Source organism: Acinetobacter bouvetii (assembly GCF_902753875.1).
In the GTDB taxonomy this organism is placed as follows: domain Bacteria; phylum Pseudomonadota; class Gammaproteobacteria; order Pseudomonadales; family Moraxellaceae; genus Acinetobacter; species Acinetobacter bouvetii_A.
This window is the reverse complement of the sequence record NZ_CADDTS010000017.1, coordinates 1-21,447: the sequence shown is the minus strand read 5'-3', so window position 1 is coordinate 21,447 and position 21,447 is coordinate 1. Positions and strand designations below refer to the sequence as shown.

The following is a 21,447-nucleotide window of genomic DNA, read 5'->3' as shown; positions in this document are numbered from 1 at the left end:
TTAACTTTTTATTGTTCGAGGTACTGCTGTTTCGTCCCTTGCGACTTTACTCCTTATAGTTGATTTTTCATGTAATACTTTGGCATAAAAAAAAGGGATGATTTACATCATCCCTTTCGATAATAGTCTATTTTAAAACCATTATGCACGTTCTAAATAGTCACCAGTACGGGTGTCTACACGAACGCTTTCTTCTTGCTGTACGAATAAAGGTACACGAACTACAGCACCAGTTTCGAGTTTAGCTGGTTTACCGCCACCGCCAGAAGTATCGCCACGAACACCCGGATCAGTTTCCACGATTTTCAAGACCACGAAGTTCGGTGCACTTACTGACAATGGAACACCATTGAACAACATAATAGTACAAAGTTCGTTAGAGTCGTCTTTTAACCATTTAGCAGCATCGCCCATCGCTGTTTTATCAGCAGCAATCTGTTCAAAGGTTTCAGGGTCCATGAAGTTCCACATTTCACCATCGTTATACAAGTAGTTCATTTCTACTTCTTGGATGTCAGCGCCTTCTAAAGAATCACCTGATTTAAAAGTTTTTTCTAAAACTTTACCAGTTTTAAGGTTACGTAATTTAACTCGGTTGAACGCCTGACCTTTACCAGGTTTTACGTATTCATTTTCCAAGATATTACATGGGTTGCCATCAAGCATAACCTTTAGGCCTTGCTTAAAGTCATTTGTAGAATAATTGGCCATGAAAGGCTCACTCCAAACTTACTAACTTAAATCTATTAATGCTAGACTAGCATTATTTTTAACACGTGGCATGATAAACTATTTGTATCAAGAGCAAAACTGGCAATCTCAACTGAGTGACCTGATTACGGACCCATTAGAGTTGCTTTATGCGCTTCAGCTCTCGCCTGATCAATTATTATCAGGGGCAATCTTGGCTTCTGAACAGTTTAAATTACGTGTTCCGCGTGCGTTCGTCGGAAAAATGAACATTGGTGACCCGTTTGACCCCCTGCTTTTACAAGTCTTGCCGCATCATTTAGAACTTGAAGATCATCCGGGTTATGTCACCGACCCTTTGGGTGAAGAACATGCCAATCAACACCCCGGGATATTACATAAATATAAATCGCGTTTTTTGCTGACTTTAACCGGTGCTTGTGCAGTTCATTGCCGTTACTGTTTCCGACGTCACTTTCCCTATCAGGAAAACCTGCCGAAAAATGAAGATTGGCTAAACATTAAAAATTATATTGAAAGCCAGCCGGATATTAACGAGGTTATTTTTAGCGGCGGTGACCCTCTGACCCTCTCCAATCGAAAATTAAAACTCTGGATTGATCGCTTAGAAACACTTCCTCAAATTAAATTTTTGAGAATTCATTCACGGGTTCCGATCGTAATCCCCAACCGTGTCGATGAAGAGCTAATTTCCCTATTAAAAAACAGTAGGCTGCGCATTATTCTAGTGGTACACTCAAATCATGCCGCCGAGTTGGACGATTTTACTTGTTCCAAACTTTCAGTGTTGGTTCAGCATCAAATTACCGTGTTGAATCAGGCCGTTTTATTAAAAGGGGTTAATAATTCGTCGCAAGTTTTAGTGGATTTAAGTTACCGTCTGTTTGATGCTGGCGTGATGCCATACTATTTACATGTATTAGATAAAGTAAAAGGTGCCCATCATTTTGACTTAAGTCCTGAAGAAATTGATTTTATATATAAAGAGGTTTTAGAGAACCTGCCAGGTTATCTGGTTCCTAAACTCGTCAGGGAAATAGCGGGCGAAAAAAACAAAACACCGCTTTTTGGGGTTTCAACTTTTTGAGTTAATAATAACGATGCTTATGAGTAATTCAGATATCTTCCAAACACCAACAGAATTAAAGTTGGACAAACTGAGCTTCTGCCCATCCAATGCCAAAGGCTTACAAGAATGGGTATCCAATTTATCCATTCTGCAATTGGGCAACTCATCCAAAGAATTGTTCAATGCCTTACTTGAAATATCGGAACTAAAATGCCCGGAAATGCTGCGTTTTGATTTAATTCAAATCTTACATCCCACTTTAGACAATGTCTTAGGCAGCCTGGAAAAGCATTTTTTTAATCAAGGCCTGATCACCAATGATCGTAGTGACCAGATTATTGAACTGGCCATGTTGCTCCGTAGTCATTTTGCCAAAATTTATATCGATATTTCAAAACGCTGTAACACACAATTAAATTTACAAAAGTTTTCTTTCTTTGCCTTTAATCAAAAGAAAAGCTTGCAGACAGCCAGAATCGTTTCGACCTATTATGCCTTGCAGCAGCTTTCTTTATTGTTGTACCAACAACATTTGCTCTATAGCACACCTTTATTTGGTCAATGGTTAATTGCTCATCAATTGCTCGAATGTGCAATTAAAAACAATTTTTATCAAACCAATATCAATCAAATTTTAGATACCCAACATCCTTTACAAACCATTGGTCAGGCCTATTCACAGCTGGTTTTGCTGGAAATTTTAAATACGCATCAAATTCGCCCTTCAGAAATGCAAGGGCTGTATTTGTGTAGTTCTGATTGGGCAAAACTGGTTCATATCTTACCGAAAGAAACCACGCTTTCACGTTATATTGTAGATACCAATAAAGACCACCCACCGGTTTTTAACGTGAATCAATCGAGTTTGTACAAACCAACCATTTATATTTCAACGCAAAATTTATTAGACCATTTGTCGGAGACCCAAACCAAAAAGACCGGCTATTTATCTCGTAATGAAAAATTATTCTTAACGCCAGCCCTGCATTTTCATATTCATAACCTACTCACCACCAATACAGAACGTCGTCACGAACGTTATGAATATTCTGCACAGCTGCAAATCTGTTTCAGTTTGTCAGTAGCACATTTTTACCTATCCAAAGGTAAAAACTTTCATGAGACTCTAGATTTAGATACAAATTACCAGTTTCACAATGAAAGTACGTTTATCAATTCGATGAATTCAAACATTCCTGCTGAAATGAGCACGGCGAAAACATTGGATCGTGAAGCAAAACAGATTTATCCGGCGGAAGTACTGGATATCAGTGTCAATGGTTATCGAATTAAATGGACAGGTGCCACACCATCAAATTTAAAAACTGGTGAATTTATTTTGATTCAGGAAAACACGCATAGTCCGTGGCGAGGTGGGGTAATACGCTGGATCAAACAGTCTACGGAAAAGAGTCTGGAGCTTGGACTGGAAGTTTTGGCACAAGATTTATTCCCTTGTTCAGTTATGATTAAAACAGATCGCAATACCAACAACTATCAGCCGGCATTAATCGTACAGACCTCTCAATTAGATCAGATTTCTACCAGTTTGATTGTGTCAGGCTCACACTTGTTTAGAGAAAAGCAGACCATTCATCTTCGTTTGGGACAAGAAGAACTAAAAATTTATCTAACTAAAGCACAACTGATTACACAAAGCTTTATTCGTTTTGAATTTGAATTACTGAATGAGCAGCAACAAAGTCTAATCGAGAACTTTATTAACAAGCAAACAAATGAAATCAAGAATCACGATTTATGGGAAGCATTGAAGTGAGAAATCCATTATTGTCTAAAAAGTTAAAACGTACGGAAACACGTTTACTCATTATCGATGATAATCAAATACGTTTTAACCAAATCCGTGATCTTTTAACATCGAGTGAACATATCGTTCAGGCAACTTTGCTTGATGATTTACAAAATTTTGAAAAACAATTGCATCATACTTGGGATCTGGTGATTTTCGGCCGTGCTTATGACTTGAAGTATGAACAGGCTCTAAGCTTGATCCGTCTCTCCAAGCAGCCGAATCTTCCCATGATTCTGCTTAAGCCTGATGATTATCAGGCCGATCAATATGCCGGTTATATTCGTAAAGGCGTTTACGATATTTTAAATCTGGATTATCCAGACCGTTTCTATTTGGGTCTACTACGTGCGCTTTCACTCAGCCGTTTAGTTCTGACTCAACAACACTTGATGCAAGAGCTGGAGTCTGCACAAACGCATGCCCAGTCTTTGGTGCAAGAAAGCAACAAGGCGGTTGCTCTTGTTCAGGAAGGTATTCATATTCAGGCCAATCCTGAATATCTGGCATTATTCGGCCTCAAAAGTGAAGATGATATTGTTGGTTTACCTTTGCTTGATCTGCTACAACCTAAAGATTTAAATGACTTTAAGTTACGCTTTAAAAAAATTTCCCAAGGTCAGTTTGATTTAGGCCGTTTTGAAGTTAACACTGTAAATAGTCAGGTCTCTATTCCAAATCCACTGAAAATTGAGTTTTTACCATCTCAAGATGAAGATGATGCCTTACAAATTACCATTGATATCGAAACATCGGAATCAAGTCATACTGCACCGTCAAACACTGATAAAAATTATCAAAAGCCAAACACCTATCAGCTAATCAATCGAACCATTACCCAGCAGCCTTCCGATATTAATGCGCTCGTCATGTTTTCACTGGCTTCATGCCCTGAAAGTATTTTTGAGAATGACTGGACCACACCTAAAAATTATTTCATTAACTTAAAAGAATTTTTAAAAGAACAAACCCATGTTCCGCTCTTTAAAATCTCAAACAGCATTTTTGTCGGTGTATTTCAGGCTGAATCTAAAGCCAAATTAGAATCTAAACTAATTGGCTTAAGTTCACTGACTAAACCGCAATTACTCACCGTGAATCAAGCCAGTTATCCGCTCAATCTCAGAATCGGTTATGTTATTTTAGATGCTGAAATTACGGATGAAGCACATTTCGAACGGTTTGTAGGTACTGCTTACAAAACACCATTACCACAAAATCAGCCAACCCCTGTGCTTGATTTAGAACCCAATTTAGATATTCCTGTGATTGAGCTGCAGCAACCAAAAGTGAAGCCTGTCGCAGCATCACCTGAATCTGCACTGATTAGAGCCTTACAGCAAAGTCTGGATCGTGGAGAAATCCACCTTAAATATCAGCAGCTTTATGATAAGCAAGACACCAATTTATATACTTACGAAGTCACCAGCGGCTTTATTTATGAAAATAGTTGGAAAGATCTAGCCTGTTTAAGAGAGTTAGCCGAAGATCCGGAACTGTCGATTAAACTGGATCGCTGGATTTTGGTCGAGTCATGTAAGCAATTGCATAACTTCATCACTCAATACCCGGAAGCCAGATTAATTGTCAATTTAAACAAAGCTGTTTTATTGCACGATCGCACCTTCCCTGAATTTATTTCTAAATTGATTACGATTGTACGCAGCAAATTAAAACATCCGCTGATTTTGCAATTCTCTGAAGAAGATATTAACCAAAATATTACGGATGCCCAAAAAAATATTGCCCAATTACGCCAATGTGGCGCAGAAGTATCCTTAAGGGATTTTGGTAATACCATTTATAGCGAATCGGTATTGCGTCAGCTGGACATCAACTGTTTGACCTTACACCCTACTTTGACCAAAATGTTAAATGCGGAAAAATCTACCCAAGAATTACAGGAAAAACTGGTCGCCTTCCATGAAATCAAAGCCGGGGAAATCATGCTGCGTGACCTGAATGACATGACTCTGTTTGCCAATGCCTGGAATGTAGATGCCCGCTTTATTCAAGGCGATTATTTCCAGAAAAAACTGGATCATTTGATTGATGTGCAAGACCAATAGGTCTTGTACTCATTCTGCAATTGAGCAAAAGCCAAATTGCAGACATAAAAAAACGGGCAAAAAGCCCGTTTTTTTTCATTTTGGGTATTAACGTTTGATAGAACGTGACATACCAGCAAAACGTTGTTTGAATTTGTCGATACGGCCGCCAGTGTCCACATTCTTTTGTTTACCAGTGTAGAATGGGTGGCATGCTGAACATACGTCAAGGTAAATAGTTTCTTTACCAAGCGCTGAACGAGTTTCGATTACGTTACCACATGAACAAGTAGCAACTAATTTTTCATATTTTGGGTGAATATCGGCGCGCATCGTCGATTACTCCTAAGTTAAGAAAGGCTTATGCTGTCATCGCAATTGATCACTCTCATGAATCATGAGGAATGAGCTTGATTCAGAAAACAAGCAAGACCAACACCACAACAGACCATTCTTTTGGCCCACCGAGACGGATACCGCCAGAGCTAAGCACAACAAGTGGGCATAATTATACGCGAAAAAATATCAGATAGCGAATTATTCTTTGCACTCATCTATTGCCTTAAACTCATCTATAGGATGCTTTGACCAATAATTGGCAATGACCCCACAGACCATCAGCTGAATCTGATGAAAAATCATAATCGGTAAAACAATCATCCCTAAAGGCTGCCCAATAAATAAAATTTGTGCCATCGGCACACCACTAGCCAGTGTTTTTTTCGAACTGCAAAAGAACATGGCAATCCGATCTTCCCGGTTAAAACCCAGCCATTTTGGAATGTATAAAGCCAGCAGCATAATAATGGTCAAAAATACCGAACAGGCCAACGTCAAAAGCAGCAAAGTTTGCCAGTTCAGCATTTGCCATAACCCAGCAACCACTGCTCCGCTAAATGCCCCATAGACCACCATAAGAATAGTTCCCTGATCGAAGGCTTTAACGATGCCAGGCTTTTTCAACATCAAAGGATAAACATAAGGGCGCAGGATTTGCCCTAAAATAAACGGCACCAATAACAATAAGGTAATTTGAATAATAGATGAGGTCGGATCAAATTGATGCTGTGATTGCCCCAAAATAAATAGGCTTACCAATACCGGGGTAATGAACATGCCAATAATATTGGAAAAAGAAGCACTACAGACCGCACTGGCAACATTGCCTTTGGCAACCGAGGTAAAGGCGATGGACGATTGTACAGTCGAGGGCAAAAAGCACATGAACAAAAAGCCCCAGTACAAATCTTTCCCCAACATTGGTAAAAGAATCGGCTTGGCCAAGAGGCCTAAAATGGGAAACAAAGCAAAAGTAAAAGCAAATACCACGACATGAAATTTCCAGTGCAGAATCCCTTGAACCACGGCTTCTCTGGACAATTTTGCCCCATGTAAAAAGAACAGGATTGCGATAGCAATGCTGGTCACCACCCCAAATATATGTGCAGCCAAACCTGAGACTGGAACAATGCTGGCTAAAATTACCATCACAACCAGCAAAATCGTAAAGCGATCCAATGCCAATAGTTTTAACATTGTGACATCCTGTAGTTTTAGATCATAAAAAACCCAATAAGCGAATATACCTAAAGGTAAAGATTCATCTTACTGGGCTAAATAAATAAAGCCAGTTTTTCAACGCAATGTTGAATATTTAGTTTATCTATATCCAAATGTACACTTAGTTATTACGTGCATTGGCATCTTGCTGAATCAGCTCGATTTTATAACCATCCGGATCTTCAACAAAAGCAATCACGGTAACGCCGCCTTTCATTGGCCCGGCTTCACGCACTACATTACCGCCACGCGCTTTAATCTCCTCACAGGCTTTGTAGGCATCATCCACCGCAATGGCAATATGACCATAGGCATTGCCCAGCTCATAACTGGCTGTATCCCAGTTATGCGTCAGTTCCAGTACCGTATGATCTTTTTCATCACCATAGCCGACAAAAGCTAAAGTGAACCGACCTTCTTCATAATCACGTTTACGAAGCAAAGTCATACCGAGTACTTCGGTATAGAACTTTAAAGACTGTTCTAAATTGCCTACACGTAACATGGTATGGAGCATTCGCATATTATTCATCCTTATTGACTATTTGCATTTTGATGTTCGCGTAATAATTTCGCCACCCAGACCACCAGAATTAAAATTGGAATACCAATCAGCGTGGTCATGAGGAAGAAATTGGGATAACCGATATTGGTCACTATAGTACCCGAATAACCACCTAAAATTTTAGGGGTCAAGGTCATCAGTGAGCTAAAAATCGCATATTGTACGGCTGTAAAAGACACACTGGTCAGACTGGACAAGAACGCAATAAAGGCGGCACCCGCCAAACCGGAAGCCAGATTGTCGACAATAATGGCGAAATATAACCACCATGAACTATAAGGTTTAATCACCTTGCCGGTAATTTCAATAGCATCAGCCGATTGCGGATTGACTGCAGCTAGAGGCTGAACATCAAGATCCAGATTTTTAGCCGTGCTTGTCTGCATATTGACCGTATAGGCATGTGATGTGCTCAAAATGACTTTGTTATTATCCAGTACTTCTGCGACCAGCTTTTTCGATGCTGAATTGGCTAATTTTTCTGCCGGAATAGCTGCACTAAATACACCGGCTTTATCCAGATTGGCATCAAATTTTTGACTATCAAGATTCAACACAATTTTTTGCGATTCAGCCAAGGGCTGCCCGAAATACTGACCACGCACTACCAGACTGTTGTCTTTCTCATCCGCTGTAATGACATTATCACTGGTCACTGGCAGCATTTGCATCGCTGTTTGTTGGTCATTTAGTTTTAAATACGGGATCTGAGTAGTGACCGCAGCTTGAGTACCGTCCTGATATTGAACAGCAATCTGAACCGCATTGGCTTGTGCCAAGACCTGACTGGGCACTTTGAGTTTCCAGTATCCCACTTCATCAGATTGGGCCTGATACTGATGCTGGCCAACTGTCACCTGTACATCATGAGTTGGCTGTCCTGATTTCACCAAACCGATAAAAATCAGATTGGTTGAGCTAGCCAGAATTGCACCGACAAACATCAGCTTCATGATATTCATTCGCTGTGCCAACAAGCCGCCCAGAAATCCTCCCACCAGACTGAAAATCACGCCATAAATTTTGACCGCTTCTGCAATCTGTTCCTTGCTAAAGTTCAAGTCTTGATAGAAAACATTGGAAATGACCCCGGCAATAATGTCGGAAATTCGATAAAAACCAATCAATAACAGCAGCACCAAAGCCAACTTTAAACCATAACGTTTAAAGAAATCCGCAATCGGATTGACCCAGGTTTCAAAGGCCATGGACTTATTCACCGCACCCATTTTAACCAATCCTGTACCGACCAAAACCGCAACAGCAGCCGAGCCTATAAAGCGTAAAGTTTCGAAGCAGAACAGTAACAATGAATCGGAAATTTCAAATTGTGTTTTAAGCGATTCAGTTAAGTTTCCAGAAAAAATGTAGCTCAGGACAAAGCTAATCACCGCGACAAAAAACACAGCTACCAAACGGTAATAATCGGTCCGTTTATAATCTTTATAGGCACGTACTACCTGCGGTTCACGAATCACCAAAGTCGTGATGATTCCGACCAACATTACCGCAGCCATAACTAAATACGTGGTTTTCCAGGCACTATAAATATAGTTGCCTTTGGCCGTTCCAAGTGATGCCGCCAAAAACAACGCTCCCGCACCGGCCACAATCATCCCGATGCGATAACCCGCGTTATAGGTTGAAGCCAAAACCGTTTGCATTTGGGTTTCAGCCAGTTCGATACGGTAAGCATCAATCACAATATCTTGCGTAGCCGCAGAGAAACCCAGCAAGACTGCACCGGCAGCCATTTGATATAAATACCCCTGACCCAGTGCTGGATTTGAAAATGCCATAATCGAAATAGCAACGACAATCAGGACTTGGGCAATCAGCAACCAGGCACGACGTCGCCCCAGCGCACGAGTCAAGAATGGAACCGGCAATTCATCAATCAAGGGGGCCCAGACAAATTTGAAAGAATAGCCGAGCGCTGCCCAACTAAAAAAAGTCACGGCACTTTTTTCAATTCCAGCTTCACCGAGCCATAAAGACAGACTGGAAAAGATCAGCAGGATAGGTATACCCGCTGAAAAACCCAGAAACAGCATGATCAGTGCACGTCGATCGAGGAAAGCAGTAAAGGCAGATTTCCACCCTGTAGATTGTATTGTCATTGCGTTGTTATTTTCTGCAAAACTGAATGCTGCTATTCAAACGCTTAATACGTTCAGATTCAACAATAATTGTGAAATCATTGTTTTATTTTGTCGATAAAAATGAGCTGCCTGCTTGAATTTTTCAGCTAAACCTGTATACCTTTAAATCTCTAATGCAATATTTTAGTTTTGGATTTAAACAGTGCCCCAAAAACTCGATCAAATGAATTCTTCTGTAGCTGCCACTACTCCTATTAATAACCCAGCCCCGATACAAAACAGTTTAATTTCAGCATTCGATCAACCAGAAATTCAAAACACTTTGACGCAAACCCAGCTTAAACCGAAACAACTGACGCATATTCCGAATCTAGAAAAAATTCCTGCGTCAACCCGAAGAATCAAGCCGCTGAATGACTTTCTTGGGCAGGACCGTGCACGCGCCTCTGTTGAAGCAGGCATTGCCCTGCCTTACTCTGGCTACAATATTTTTGCAGTGGGTACAGCCGGTTTAGGTAAACGTACCATGATCAAGCGTTTACTGCAGCAACACGCCAAAAGCATGCAAACGCCAAATGACTGGGTCTATGTCAATAATTTTAAATTCCCTCGTCAACCGATTGCACTTGAACTTCCTGCGGGACAAGGACCTAAATTTCAGGCCTTGTTGCATCAAAGCTGGCAGACCATTTTAAAACAATTAGAACGTCGCTTTACGGCTGAAACCTATCACAACCGTATTGAACAGATTCGTCAGCAAACCGGTGATGAGCAACAGTCTGCGCTGGTCGAACTCACCAAAGAAGGTGAAGAATTCGACCTGAAACTGATTTCACAAGATGATGAACATTGTTTCGTGCCGGTTCATGTCAAAGACAATGAATATCAGGAAATGTCCAAAGAAGACATTAATGCCTTAAACAGTAAACAACGTGCTGAAATAGCCTCCAACATTCGCTACATGAATAAAAAACTAGATCGTCTGGGCTTGCATCTGGGTGATTTAGAAGATGATGCACGTGATAAAGTGCAGCACCTGAACCGTGATATTGCCAAACAGGTGGTGATGCCACGTATTGACCTGATTCAGAACAAATATCCAGATGTCGCGGGTTTGACCGAGTATTTACAATACTACGCTGAAGATATTATCAATAATGTAGAATTTGTCCTCGAACAGGAAGAAGATGATTTCTCCCCAGGGATATTCAGCCGCGTGCCATCACGCTATCAGGCCAACATCATTGTTTCGCATAAACCCAACACTGGCGCACCTGTTATTTTTGAAGATTTCCCGACCCACTACAACTTGCTGGGACATGTGGAACAACTGACCCAAAACGGCACCATTACCACCGACTTCACCCTAATTCGTCCAGGTGCATTACACAAAGCCAATGGCGGTTTCCTGATGCTAGAAGCTGAGCAGCTGCTAGAACAGCCTTATGCATGGCAAGGTCTAAAACGAGCCTTAAAATCAGGGAAGTTAAAACTTTCTTCTTTGGAACACATGCTGACCTTAACTGGCAGCATATCCATTGAACCAGAATCTATTCCACTGAATATTAAGGTTATTTTACTTGCAGAGCCTGAGGTTTATTATGAAATTCTAGAGCTTGAACCGGAACTTGGCAGTGTATTTAAAATCCGCGCCGACTTCACTGATACATTACAACGTAATGACATTAACGAACAAGCCTACATGCAGTTGATTGCAGATTATGTGCAAACCGACAAGTTATTGCCTTTTGACCGTTCTGCCCTGGCCGCATTACTCACGGATTCAAGTCGTCAAGCAGAAGACCAAAGCTCATTGTCATTACATGCCTTAACTTTAGGCGATCTGATTCGCGAATCACATCATCATGCTGCACAGGCAGGTGATAAAAGCGTTTCAGAAAAGCATATCAATACGGCACTGGATCATCGCAAATACCGCTTAGGCTATTTACGTGAATTGTATTGGCAAGATCTATCTCGCGGTACCCAGCTCATTGAAACTCGTGGTCATCGCTTAGGTCAGATCAATGCCCTGTCTGTGATTCAATATGCCGATGTCGAATTTGGTCTGCCATCACGTTTAACTGCATCAGTCTATCAGGGTGGCGGTGACATTCTGGATATTGAACGCAGTGTTGAACTTGGTGGCTCCTTGCATGCCAAAGGTGTACTGTTGATGTCGAGCTTTTTAAAGGCACACTTTGGTCGTGAACAGATTCTGCACTTCTCTGCTGCCCTTGCCTTTGAACAAAGCTATGGTCAGGTTGATGGCGACAGTGCCACCGTGGCGGAACTTTCTGCCCTGATCTCTGCCATTAGTCAACTTCCGATTGATCAATCCTGGGCGATTACCGGCTCAATGAACCAGTTGGGTCAAGTGCAACCGATTGGTGGTGTGAATGCCAAAATTGAAGGTTTCTATGATGCCTGCAAATTACAGGGCTTGACCGGAAAACAAGGTGTGATTATCCCGCGTCAAAACATGGAACACCTGATGTTACGCCATGATGTCATTGAAGCGGTAGGTAAAGGTCAGTTCCACATTCATGCCATTGAAACTATCGATCAGGCCTTAGAAATTTTAATGGCTCGCCCAGTGGGAACTTTAAATAAAAAAGGTCGTTACAGCAAAGGTTCCATCTTTGCCGCTGTGATGGATCAATTAGAGTACTGGCAAGCGCTAGAAGATGGCACCGAGCTTGAGGAAGAACCGAAGAAAAAGAAAAAAAAGAAGAAAGACAAAAAAAAGGCCAAAACTGAAATCACTACAGCTGAGACGGAAAGTCCTGCCAAGAATGGATCTGCAGATACAGATTCAGACAGCCCGGAAAATAGCTGACATTTTCCCAGCCATTAAAAAAAGCGCCTTCAAGGCGCTTTTTTTACAACATCACACTGAATTAAGCTTCAGGTGCCGGGCTGTACTGTTCTACTAAAGTTTTTAATTCACCTTTTTGGAACATATCCAGCATGATATCGCTACCACCGATCAATTCGCCATTGATCCACAATTGTGGGAAAGTAGGCCAATTTGCAATTTTTGGTAAAGTTGCGCGAATGTCAGGGTTTTCCAAAATGTTTACATAAGCAAATGGACGACCAATTTGACTGAGTGCTTCTACCGCACGTGCAGAGAAACCACATTGTGGGAATTGTGGTGTACCTTTCATGTAAAGTAATACTGCATGTTTAGCAATTTGGTCACGAATTAACGCTTCAGTATCGCGTGCTTGTTCAGTCATTGATAAATCCTCAACTAATCTGCCTCGCATTATACCCAAAACTTGGCGAAACAGTATCTCTAAAGCAATAATTCCATTTTTATTTACATTTGGGCTTTTAATCTGTCCTGGATTTTGCTTATATAAACTTTTATTTTTCCCACCTAACAGATAAGAGTTAGTCATGAATAACATTACCCTTGCTCCTGTGCAAACTGATCAACCATCTCATTTGATGCCGGTATTTGGCCGTCAGCCGATCAGCTTTGTCCGAGGACGAGGTTCTTATCTTTATACTGAAGATGGTACTGAATATCTGGATGCCTTAACCGGTATTGCGGTGTGTGGTTTAGGCCATTCGCACCCTGCTGTCACTGAAGCCATTGCTGAACAGGCCGCCACCCTGATGCACACCAGTAATATTTTTGAAGTGCCTTGGCAAACCGCTGCTGCGCAAAAACTGGCTGAAGTTTCAGGCATGGAAGAAATTTTCTTCTCGAATAGTGGTGCAGAATCAAATGAAGGTGCTATTAAAATTGCGCGTAAATTTGGTCATATGCAAGGCATCGCTACACCTAAAATTATTGTCGCAGATCATTCTTTCCACGGCCGTACTATGGCGACTCTTTCTGCAACCGGCAATAAAAAGGTACAGGAAGGTTTTGCACCTTTGGTTGAAGGTTTCATTCGTGTGCCCTTTGGTGATATCGAAGCGATTGAAGAAGCAGCAATTAATCATCCAGACATCGTTGCGATTCTAGTTGAACCAATTCAAGGTGAAGGTGGTGTCAATACTGCCCCTCAAGGTTTTAGCTATCTTGAAGAAATCCGTCAAATCTGTAACCAGCATAACTGGTTGATGATGCTGGATGAAGTTCAAACAGGTAATGGCCGTACCGGTAAATACTTTGCATATCAGCACACCAATATTGTTCCTGACGTTTTGACTACCGCTAAAGGGTTGGGCAATGGCTTCCCGATTGGTGCGGTGATGACTCAAGGTCGTGGTGTAGGCGTACTGACTGCGGGCAACCATGGCTCAACTTATAGTGGTACCGCTTTAGGTTCACGTGTGGTTTATACTGTCATTGATACCATTCAAAAAGAACATCTGGTCGACAATGCGGCCCAAATGGGTGCTTATATCGTTGAGCAGTTAAGCCAGCAACTGACAGATCAAAACGTGACAGTCCGTGGTTTTGGTTTGATGATTGGTATTGAATTGCCGAAAGCCTGTGGCGATCTGGTCAATGTGGCTCGTGATGATTACAAACTGATTATCAATGTCACTGCAGGTTCAGTGGTTCGTTTATTACCACCACTCAACATTAATAAAGAACAGGCTGATCAATTGGTTGAACGCTTGGTTAAAATGATTAAGGATTATTTAGCCTAATTTTTAGCTCAGCCATCTAACTAAATATTCAATAAAAAAAGCCGCTTGATGCGGCTTTTTTTATCTGCTTCAGATCATGAAGCTTCTTGATACATTCTTCCGCCGGGTAATTGGCTAAAGTATTGTTTTAATGCTTCCAAACAGCGATGGATTTTAGTCGGTTGCTGATCTTTTTTTGCCGTAATCGCATATAAAGTAAAGCATGGTAATTTCCACTCTGGCAACACTTCAACCAAAGAACCATTCACCAAATCTTTTTGTACATCTAAATATAAAATGCGCCCAATACCATGTCCTTGCAAACATAATGATTTTGCCACCAATACATTATTGGTACTTAAGCGCGATTTCATTTCTAAAAGAGAGGTTTCACCCGACACCATATTTTTAAATGAAAAATGCTGGTAATTTTTCATAATATTGATTGGAATCAGATCATGATTTTTCAAATCTTCGGGTCGTGATATCGGTGCAGACTGGTTCAAATAACTTGGTGAGGCAACCAGCACTTGCTCAACCAGAGCCAGTGGCACCACATTCAAATTATGATCTTCCATTTTTGAACTCATGCGCAAGGCAATATCAATCCGTCCTTCGATTAAATCGATATATTGATTATCTGCCTCGACATGTACAGACAAACCACGATGTGCCTGCATCCAATGAGACAATGCAGGAATCACATGATTAGCAGCAAGTTCGGGGGTTGTTGCGATACGTAAGTCACCAATCAAGTCATCACGTAACTCATTGATGCGGATTTTTCCACGCTCAGCAGCGGCAAGCATTTCTTGACAGCTATGGAAAAAAGCTTGTCCAGCTTCAGTCAAACTTAATTTTCTAGTAGATCGATGCAGAAGTGTGACTTCCATTTCATTTTCTAAAGAACGAATTTGCTGACTCACGGCACTGGTTGTGATTCCTAACTCACGTGCAGCACCGCTAAACGAGCTTTTTTCAACAACACAAGCAAATACACCCATTGCTCGAAGTTGATCTAACATAAATTTCCCTCTGAACTTATGAGTGCCTTATCTTTTTCGATAAAAGCAACTCATTGTATTATACGGTGAAATTTATGTTTTGTATTTGTAAAATTTAATTTATTGGTAAAACATTAGTCGGATTGATTGGTTTGCCATTCAAGCGTACCTGAAATTCAAGCATAGTACGATTTGTACCCGTAGAACCCATTTCCGCAATCTTCTGTCCTGCAGTCACATTTTGACCACTGCTGACATTCATTTTGCTGGTATGCGCATAAGCAGTGATATAACCATCAATATGTTTGATCAGAATAAGATTACCATACTCTTTCAAACCATCTGCAGCATAAACCACTTGCCCATCTGCCGCAGCAAAAATTGGATCTCCCTGATTACCGCCATAACGAATGCCTTTAACATTAGAAGCCACGTTAAAGTTAGCAATCACTGCACCATTGCTTGGTTTAACCCAACGCAAAGCAGACACTTGTGAAGATGCGACAACAACTGGAGCTGAAGTCACGGGTGCAACAGACTGTACTGGCGTCGTTGGCAGCTGTACGCTTTGACGTTGAATTGGAGCAGCTTGTGTCACTGCTTGAGTTGTAGTGGTGCGGCGTGAACCCGAATCTTTTAAACGTAAAGACTGTCCTACATAGATACGATACGGTGGGGCGATATCATTCATTTCAGCCACACTCACGTACCCTAAACCATAACGTGCTGCAATACCGCTCAAAGTATCTCCATAGCGAACAGTATAATAGTCCGGCGCAGTTGCATAACGTGTCGCATTATGAATTTGTGGTTTAGAAGCACAACCACTCAGAATAACAGTCGAAATAACAGCTGTAGATAACACAAGGGTTTTCAACAAGGCTGAAGGCACAGCAAATAAGCGATATTGTGACACCAAGTGCATTAATCTTCCTCTCTACACATAAATGTATTTATTGATTTGGGCTAAGATTAGCAAAAAAGTCTCTGAAAAATATGTACAGTTCTGCTTTTTCACAAAGTTATAACACTATTGGGCACTATTTAGAAAACTGTGCGTGCAATGTGTTCAAAATCTCGTAATTTGTCGCGTCCATTTGTATAGGTGTGACACTCACATAACCATTGGCGACTGCAAAAAAATCCGACTCTATTTCAGTTATACCTTTCTTGGGTTCAGCAACAGCCTCACCGGATAAACCAATCCAATACACTTGACGTCCACGTGGATCAACATGACTGGTAATGGGTTTAGATTGACTACGACGTCCCTGATAGGTAATTTTAGTCCCTTGCAATTCAGAAATATCCGGAATATTCACGTTAAAAATATGACGTGGGGGCAATATTGGCAAACCTTGCACAATAAAGTCATGCACCCATTGTGCTGCAACGGCATAGTCCTGCGGACTATCATAAGAACGAACATTTGGACCCGCCATGGAAACTGCAATCGCAGGCTGCTTCATTAGACGACCTTCAAATGCGGCTCCGACAGTACCTGAATAAAGTACATCATCTCCCAAATTGGCTCCACTGTTAATGCCACTGACCACCAGATCAAATTCAAAATCAAATAGTCCGTTCATCGACAGATAGACGCAATCTGCCGGCGTGCCATTAACCGCCCAAACATCAGGAGAAATTTGAATCGGACGTAAAGGACGATCTAAAGTCAAAGCACTGGAAAAACCACTGCGCTCGCTTTCTGGTGCAACAATAACAACACGGCCCAAAGGCGCTAAAGCCTGAGCCAATGCTTGAATACCGGGAGCAAAAACACCATCATCGTTGGCAATTAATATATTCACAAAAACATCTCGTAAGGGTTAAAAATGACTGATCAGAACATTTGATTGAATTGTATAAGAAATTATATATATTTAATGGCCAACATCTATTCAAAATGTGTGACTTTAAAATGATTAAAACGATCTCATTTCGCGGTTTCTTGGGTTTAGGTATGTTTGCCCTGTTATCTACAGCGGTTTCTGCCAATGAAGGCTTAACTCAGGCTGAAGCAAATACCCTGGTAAAGGAAGATATTGCTTCAACTCAAGTGATGGCTGAAGTATGCCCTGCCATTATTGGTAAAAATGCCAAATTTGATCATAACATTCATCAGCTCATTCAAACTTACTTACAAGACTATTCTGAAAAATCCATGACTTATGAAAAAATTCAGGCAGATACTGAATATAAATCTGTATTGGATGAAGCACGTCAGGCTGCAAAAGAAACCAATAAGGATGAGCAAAAGTCAGTTTGTGATGATGTCTTAAATTACGATGCTTAAGTAATACATCAATTATATCGCGGACTCAAACTCTTGAGCCTGCTATCAGGGCATAAAGCTTATCGGACTTTATGCCCTGATTTTTAATCCCCCTAAATGTCCATCTATATTTACCTTTGTTTGCATAGATTTCTGCAATTCTCAACAGCTTCAATACATTTGTGTACTTACAATTACCAAAAATACCGCTAAGCTTATTTATATTGTGATGTTTTTAAATCATTTAGGTCTGTTTAATGAAATTATCTATATTGAAATCGCTTTCTTTGGGACTGTTCACCACTGCTGCAATGACTCTTTCTGTCACTCACGCAGCAAAAGCACAAGATGAAAATATTGAGGTCACTCCCATGCAGCAAGTAACTCAACAAGAACTCGCTGCCATTTATGTTTTATCTGAGGTTTGTCCAAGTTTGATTGAAGACAAAGCTCAATTTGAGAAAGGTTACTCCAAACTCGCACAAGAGCATTTACCTGCAGAAAAAGATGCTGTTTCCGCTTTATCCAAACTCATTAAAGAGAAAAAATTTAAGCCTATTTTAGCTGAAGCCCGTAGTGATGCTAAAAATGCTGGTGATGCAAAAAACCAGGAAATTTGTAAAGAACTCACTGCATATAGCAAATAACACAAATTGGTTACAATACTTTTGAAATAAGCCGATTTCAGCGGTAGAAGTCGGCTTTGCTTTGTCCTAAAATGCAAAGCTCTTTGTGCTTATTATTAAGATATTGGAACCACCCAGAATGACCCACAAAAGCGCCCTTGCTGCATTATTACTATTACCTGGTTTTTCATACGCAGCAACTGTCTTATCGGCACCACCAGAACTCAATAATAAATCTTATGTTTTGATGGACTATGAGACGGGGCAAATCCTCGCAGCAAAAAATGAAAACGAAAAATTAGCACCTGCTTCAATGACCAAGATGATGACCAGTTACATCATTGAACAAAAGTTATTGAGTGGTGATCTCACGGAAGATGAAAAAGTTCGTATGAACGAATCTGCTTGGTGTCGTGGTAGTAGTACAGAATCATGTATGTATGTACCTCTAAACGGCACTGCAACAGCATTAGAAATGCTTCGTGGGATTATCATCCAGTCAGGTAATGATGCTTCAAAAGCTATGGCAGAACACATTGCGGGCAATGAAGGTACATTTGCCCACATGATGAATCAGGAAGCTAAACGTATTGGCATGACCAATACCAGCTTTATCAATGCAACAGGTATGCCTGCCGAAGGTCATTACTCGACTGCCAAAGATATGGCAACCCTTGCGCAACATATCATCCATGACAGTTCAAAGTATTATCCAATCTACTCGGAAAAAGAATTTACTTTTAATGGCATCAAACAAGGCAACCGTAATGCCTTGCTTTATACCGACCCGAGTGTAGATGGTTTAAAAACAGGTCATACTGATGAAGCTGGTTATTGCTTAACCACTTCTGCTAAACGCGGCCCATTACGTTTAATTTCAGTGATTTTTGGCGCACCAAGCATGAACGAGCGTGCATCGCAAACACGTGAACTTTTATCTTGGGGTTACGCAAACTTTGAAACCGTTAAAGTTCAACCTGCCAATCAGGTTTTGGCTAAATCAAAAGTTTGGTATGGCAAAAGCAACGACGTTCAAATTGGCCTACCAGAAAACTTTAATGTGACGATGCCTAAAGGTGATGCCAATGCCATTAAAACTCAATTGGTGGTACAACCTAAATTGACTGCACCTTTGAAAAAAGGTCAAGTGGTAGGTAAATATGTGGCAACCTTAAACGGTAAAGTAATTGCGGAAAAACCGCTAGTTGCCCTTCAAGCTGTTGAAGAAGCTGGTTTCTTTGCCAAAATGATTGATCACATCAAACAGTTCTTCGCAAACTTGTTCTAAGCTCAGTTTTAGACTTAAGTTAAAGCATCCACACTTCGGTCTGGGTGCTTTTTTATTTTATAATGCTGGAAAACTACAGATTGAAACCTTCACATGGCTAAAAACATTCGTCCCTATTTAGATACCACGCCGCAAATTGATGACTCTTGTTATGTTGATGACATGGCAGTGGTCATTGGCGATGTGGTCCTTGCTGAAAACGTTTCGGTGTGGCCTTTTGCCGTGATTCGTGGCGATGTCAATCATATTCATATTGGTAAAAATTCCAATGTGCAGGATCATGCCATGTTGCATGTTAGTCACAAAAAAGCCGATAAACCTGAAGGCTCTCCCCTGATTATTGGTGAAGATGTCACCATTGGTCATCATGTCAAATTACACGGTTGTACGATTGGCAATCGTGTATTGGTTGGCATTAGCTCCATTGTTTTAGATGATGTCATTATTGAAGATGATGTGATGATTGGTGCAGGCTCACTGGTTCCGCCACGTAAACGTCTGGAAAGTGGTTATTTATATGTGGGCAGTCCAGTACAGAAAGTCCGCCCGCTAACGGATAAAGAAAAAGAATTTTTGCCTTATTCAGCGAGACATTATGTAAAGGTGGCAGAAAATCATAAAGTTTAAAATTCGATTTGTTGATTAGCATAATCTTCTGTATTTTAGAATACTAAAATGATAAATAATAAATTTTTATGAAACATACGGAAGATCATGTCTGCCCTGATCGCAGCATAATATTAGAACAAACAAAAACAAATATTGAGAAATTCGGCTTACAAATCATATCGATTGATCATACCGACTATTCCCCGCCTTTCAGCTATAGCATTGGACTTTACGAAAGTTATGGTCATCCAGAAATTATCTGTTTTGGTTTATCTGCAAAGCTCTGTCATGCCCTCCTCAATCATATTGCTGAAGTGATTCAAAGCGGTGAAATGATTCAATTAGAGCATGAATATTCAGATATCTTTTTTAAAGATGGTCGCTGCCAATTCTTAAAAGTTGATGCTGAAAACATGAATGATTATTTTGGGATTGCCCAAAGCTACTATGCAGATGAAAAATTTCCTGCGCTTCAACTGGTGTGGACAGATCGAAATAACAAGTTCCCTTGGGAAGAAGGTTTTCAAGATGAGTTTCTATATGATCAGCCTTTGCTCGACCGTAATATGAATTTTAAATTTCGAGAACCGACTAATCTGGGAATATTCACAACAAGACAATGGATTGAAGAACGGCAACCCATACTCACGGTACTGCATGAAAAGAACGGAGATTGGCAGTTTTTAACTGCTGAACCTTTAGCTGATAATGATTATAAGCTGGTTGGCTTAAAGCATTTGATTGACCGGGACCCAAGCTTGAATGAAATGTTTGATTTGCAATATGGTCAAGCGGCTGACCGAAAATTTATCGGATATGAATGGGTAATCACTGAGTTAGAAGATGAAGACGAATAATGTTTAGGAATAGTATCTACGGTGAAATACTCGCCCTGACTGGAAAGACACTAGCATTTATGTCCTGTTCAACACAAAATTGAAGGTGTCAAAAAACCAAAAATTAAATTTAATTTCGTATAAGAGATTTTATGTTAACCCGAATCGCGGATAAGAAAATGACTTGAAAAATAAGAGGACTAGAGCCATCAGTTGAGTTACCACACAAAACCTAAAGCCCTAGTCCTGATGTTCAATAGTACCGAATTATTCTGCGTAATTGATGATTTCTTTCTGAAATTTGAAGCAACTTATTGGAAATTTCTCAAACAAAGCCGTCATTCGTTA

At 40.6% G+C, this 21,447-nt stretch carries 19 protein-coding genes and 1 pseudogene; 11 read left to right on the top strand and 9 right to left on the bottom strand.

All coding sequences use genetic code 11. The annotated features are described in order from the left end of the window. Nucleotides 1-141: 141 nt before the first annotated feature. On the bottom strand, nucleotides 142-711 hold the full coding sequence (gene efp / locus FB6_RS04685; protein ID WP_174558888.1) for an elongation factor P: 570 nt from the start codon (nucleotides 709-711) through the stop codon (nucleotides 142-144). Between the two features lie 70 nt (nucleotides 712-781). Between efp and epmB the strand changes: the two genes are divergently transcribed. From epmB to FB6_RS04670, 3 genes are read left to right on the top strand one after another with little or no spacing between them, the layout of a single operon-like run. After that, on the top strand, nucleotides 782-1,798 hold the full coding sequence (gene epmB / locus FB6_RS04680; RefSeq protein WP_174558887.1) for an EF-P beta-lysylation protein EpmB: 1,017 nt from the start codon (nucleotides 782-784) through the stop codon (nucleotides 1,796-1,798). 13 nt (nucleotides 1,799-1,811) lie between these two features. Beyond that, complete coding sequence (locus FB6_RS04675; RefSeq protein WP_174558886.1) at nucleotides 1,812-3,557, top strand: GTPase; 1,746 nt, start codon at nucleotides 1,812-1,814, stop codon at nucleotides 3,555-3,557. Beyond that, nucleotides 3,539-5,659 carry a sensor domain-containing phosphodiesterase gene (locus tag FB6_RS04670; protein ID WP_174558885.1) on the top strand — a complete coding sequence of 707 codons (2,121 nt, stop codon included), beginning with the start codon at nucleotides 3,539-3,541 and terminating at the stop codon, nucleotides 5,657-5,659. Before FB6_RS04675 ends, FB6_RS04670 begins: the two co-directional genes overlap by 19 nt. Nucleotides 5,660-5,746: 87 nt before the next feature. Here the strand turns inward: FB6_RS04670 and rpmE are convergent, their stop codons facing one another. The 4 genes from rpmE to FB6_RS04650 form a co-directional block, all read right to left on the bottom strand. Next, nucleotides 5,747-5,971, bottom strand: a complete 225-nt coding sequence (gene rpmE / locus FB6_RS04665) for a 50S ribosomal protein L31 (protein ID WP_001200845.1) — start codon at nucleotides 5,969-5,971, stop codon at nucleotides 5,747-5,749. A gap of 204 nt (nucleotides 5,972-6,175) precedes the next feature. Then, nucleotides 6,176-7,174 (bottom strand): bile acid:sodium symporter family protein, encoded by a 999-nt coding sequence (locus FB6_RS04660; RefSeq protein WP_174558884.1) that lies wholly within the window; start codon nucleotides 7,172-7,174, stop codon nucleotides 6,176-6,178. A 145-nt stretch (nucleotides 7,175-7,319) separates the two neighbouring features. Next, nucleotides 7,320-7,721 (bottom strand): lactoylglutathione lyase, encoded by a 402-nt coding sequence (gloA, locus tag FB6_RS04655; RefSeq protein ID WP_174558883.1) that lies wholly within the window; start codon nucleotides 7,719-7,721, stop codon nucleotides 7,320-7,322. Between the two features lie 11 nt (nucleotides 7,722-7,732). After that, a complete protein-coding gene (locus FB6_RS04650; protein WP_174558882.1) occupies nucleotides 7,733-9,883 on the bottom strand; it encodes an AmpG family muropeptide MFS transporter in 2,151 nt (716 codons plus the stop codon). A gap of 184 nt (nucleotides 9,884-10,067) precedes the next feature. Between FB6_RS04650 and FB6_RS04645 the strand changes: the two genes are divergently transcribed. Then, nucleotides 10,068-12,704 (top strand): Lon protease family protein, encoded by a 2,637-nt coding sequence (locus FB6_RS04645; RefSeq protein WP_174558881.1) that lies wholly within the window; start codon nucleotides 10,068-10,070, stop codon nucleotides 12,702-12,704. Between the two features lie 61 nt (nucleotides 12,705-12,765). Here FB6_RS04645 and grxD read toward each other — a convergent pair whose 3' ends face one another. Next, entirely contained in the window at nucleotides 12,766-13,107 is a 342-nt protein-coding gene (grxD, locus tag FB6_RS04640; protein ID WP_174558880.1) for a Grx4 family monothiol glutaredoxin, read from the bottom strand. A gap of 163 nt (nucleotides 13,108-13,270) precedes the next feature. On the opposite strand from grxD, the gene FB6_RS04635 reads away from it, so the two are divergent. After that, entirely contained in the window at nucleotides 13,271-14,482 is a 1,212-nt protein-coding gene (locus tag FB6_RS04635) for an aspartate aminotransferase family protein (RefSeq protein WP_174558879.1), read from the top strand. Nucleotides 14,483-14,556: 74 nt separating this feature from the next. On the opposite strand, the gene FB6_RS04630 is transcribed toward FB6_RS04635, so the two are convergent. From FB6_RS04630 to surE, 3 genes are all read right to left on the bottom strand, one after another. Further along, entirely contained in the window at nucleotides 14,557-15,486 is a 930-nt protein-coding gene (locus FB6_RS04630; RefSeq protein ID WP_174558878.1) for a LysR family transcriptional regulator, read from the bottom strand. Between the two features lie 94 nt (nucleotides 15,487-15,580). Further along, nucleotides 15,581-16,390, bottom strand: coding sequence for a peptidoglycan DD-metalloendopeptidase family protein (locus tag FB6_RS04625; protein ID WP_174558877.1), 810 nt, complete (start codon nucleotides 16,388-16,390; stop codon nucleotides 15,581-15,583). 115 nt (nucleotides 16,391-16,505) lie between these two features. After that, nucleotides 16,506-17,276, bottom strand: a complete 771-nt coding sequence (surE, locus tag FB6_RS04620; RefSeq protein WP_174558876.1) for a 5'/3'-nucleotidase SurE — start codon at nucleotides 17,274-17,276, stop codon at nucleotides 16,506-16,508. Nucleotides 17,277-17,386: 110 nt separating this feature from the next. On the opposite strand from surE, the gene FB6_RS04615 reads away from it, so the two are divergent. The 6 genes and pseudogenes from FB6_RS04615 to FB6_RS04590 all read left to right on the top strand — a co-directional run. Beyond that, nucleotides 17,387-17,761, top strand: coding sequence for an MCR_0457 family protein (locus tag FB6_RS04615; protein ID WP_174558875.1), 375 nt, complete (start codon nucleotides 17,387-17,389; stop codon nucleotides 17,759-17,761). Nucleotides 17,762-17,997: 236 nt separating this feature from the next. After that, nucleotides 17,998-18,387: an MCR_0457 family protein gene (locus FB6_RS04610; RefSeq protein ID WP_174558874.1), complete on the top strand. Its 390-nt coding sequence runs from the start codon at nucleotides 17,998-18,000 to the stop codon at nucleotides 18,385-18,387. A gap of 118 nt (nucleotides 18,388-18,505) precedes the next feature. Next, a complete protein-coding gene (dacC, locus tag FB6_RS04605; RefSeq protein ID WP_174558873.1) occupies nucleotides 18,506-19,654 on the top strand; it encodes a D-alanyl-D-alanine carboxypeptidase PBP5/6 in 1,149 nt (382 codons plus the stop codon). Between the two features lie 93 nt (nucleotides 19,655-19,747). Continuing rightward, nucleotides 19,748-20,281 carry a gamma carbonic anhydrase family protein gene (locus FB6_RS04600; protein ID WP_174558872.1) on the top strand — a complete coding sequence of 178 codons (534 nt, stop codon included), beginning with the start codon at nucleotides 19,748-19,750 and terminating at the stop codon, nucleotides 20,279-20,281. 68 nt (nucleotides 20,282-20,349) lie between these two features. Further along, a complete protein-coding gene (locus FB6_RS04595; protein WP_174558871.1) occupies nucleotides 20,350-21,120 on the top strand; it encodes a DUF4262 domain-containing protein in 771 nt (256 codons plus the stop codon). 228 nt (nucleotides 21,121-21,348) lie between these two features. Then, nucleotides 21,349-21,447 (top strand): annotated as a pseudogene (locus FB6_RS04590) (IS982 family transposase); the annotation flags it as partial.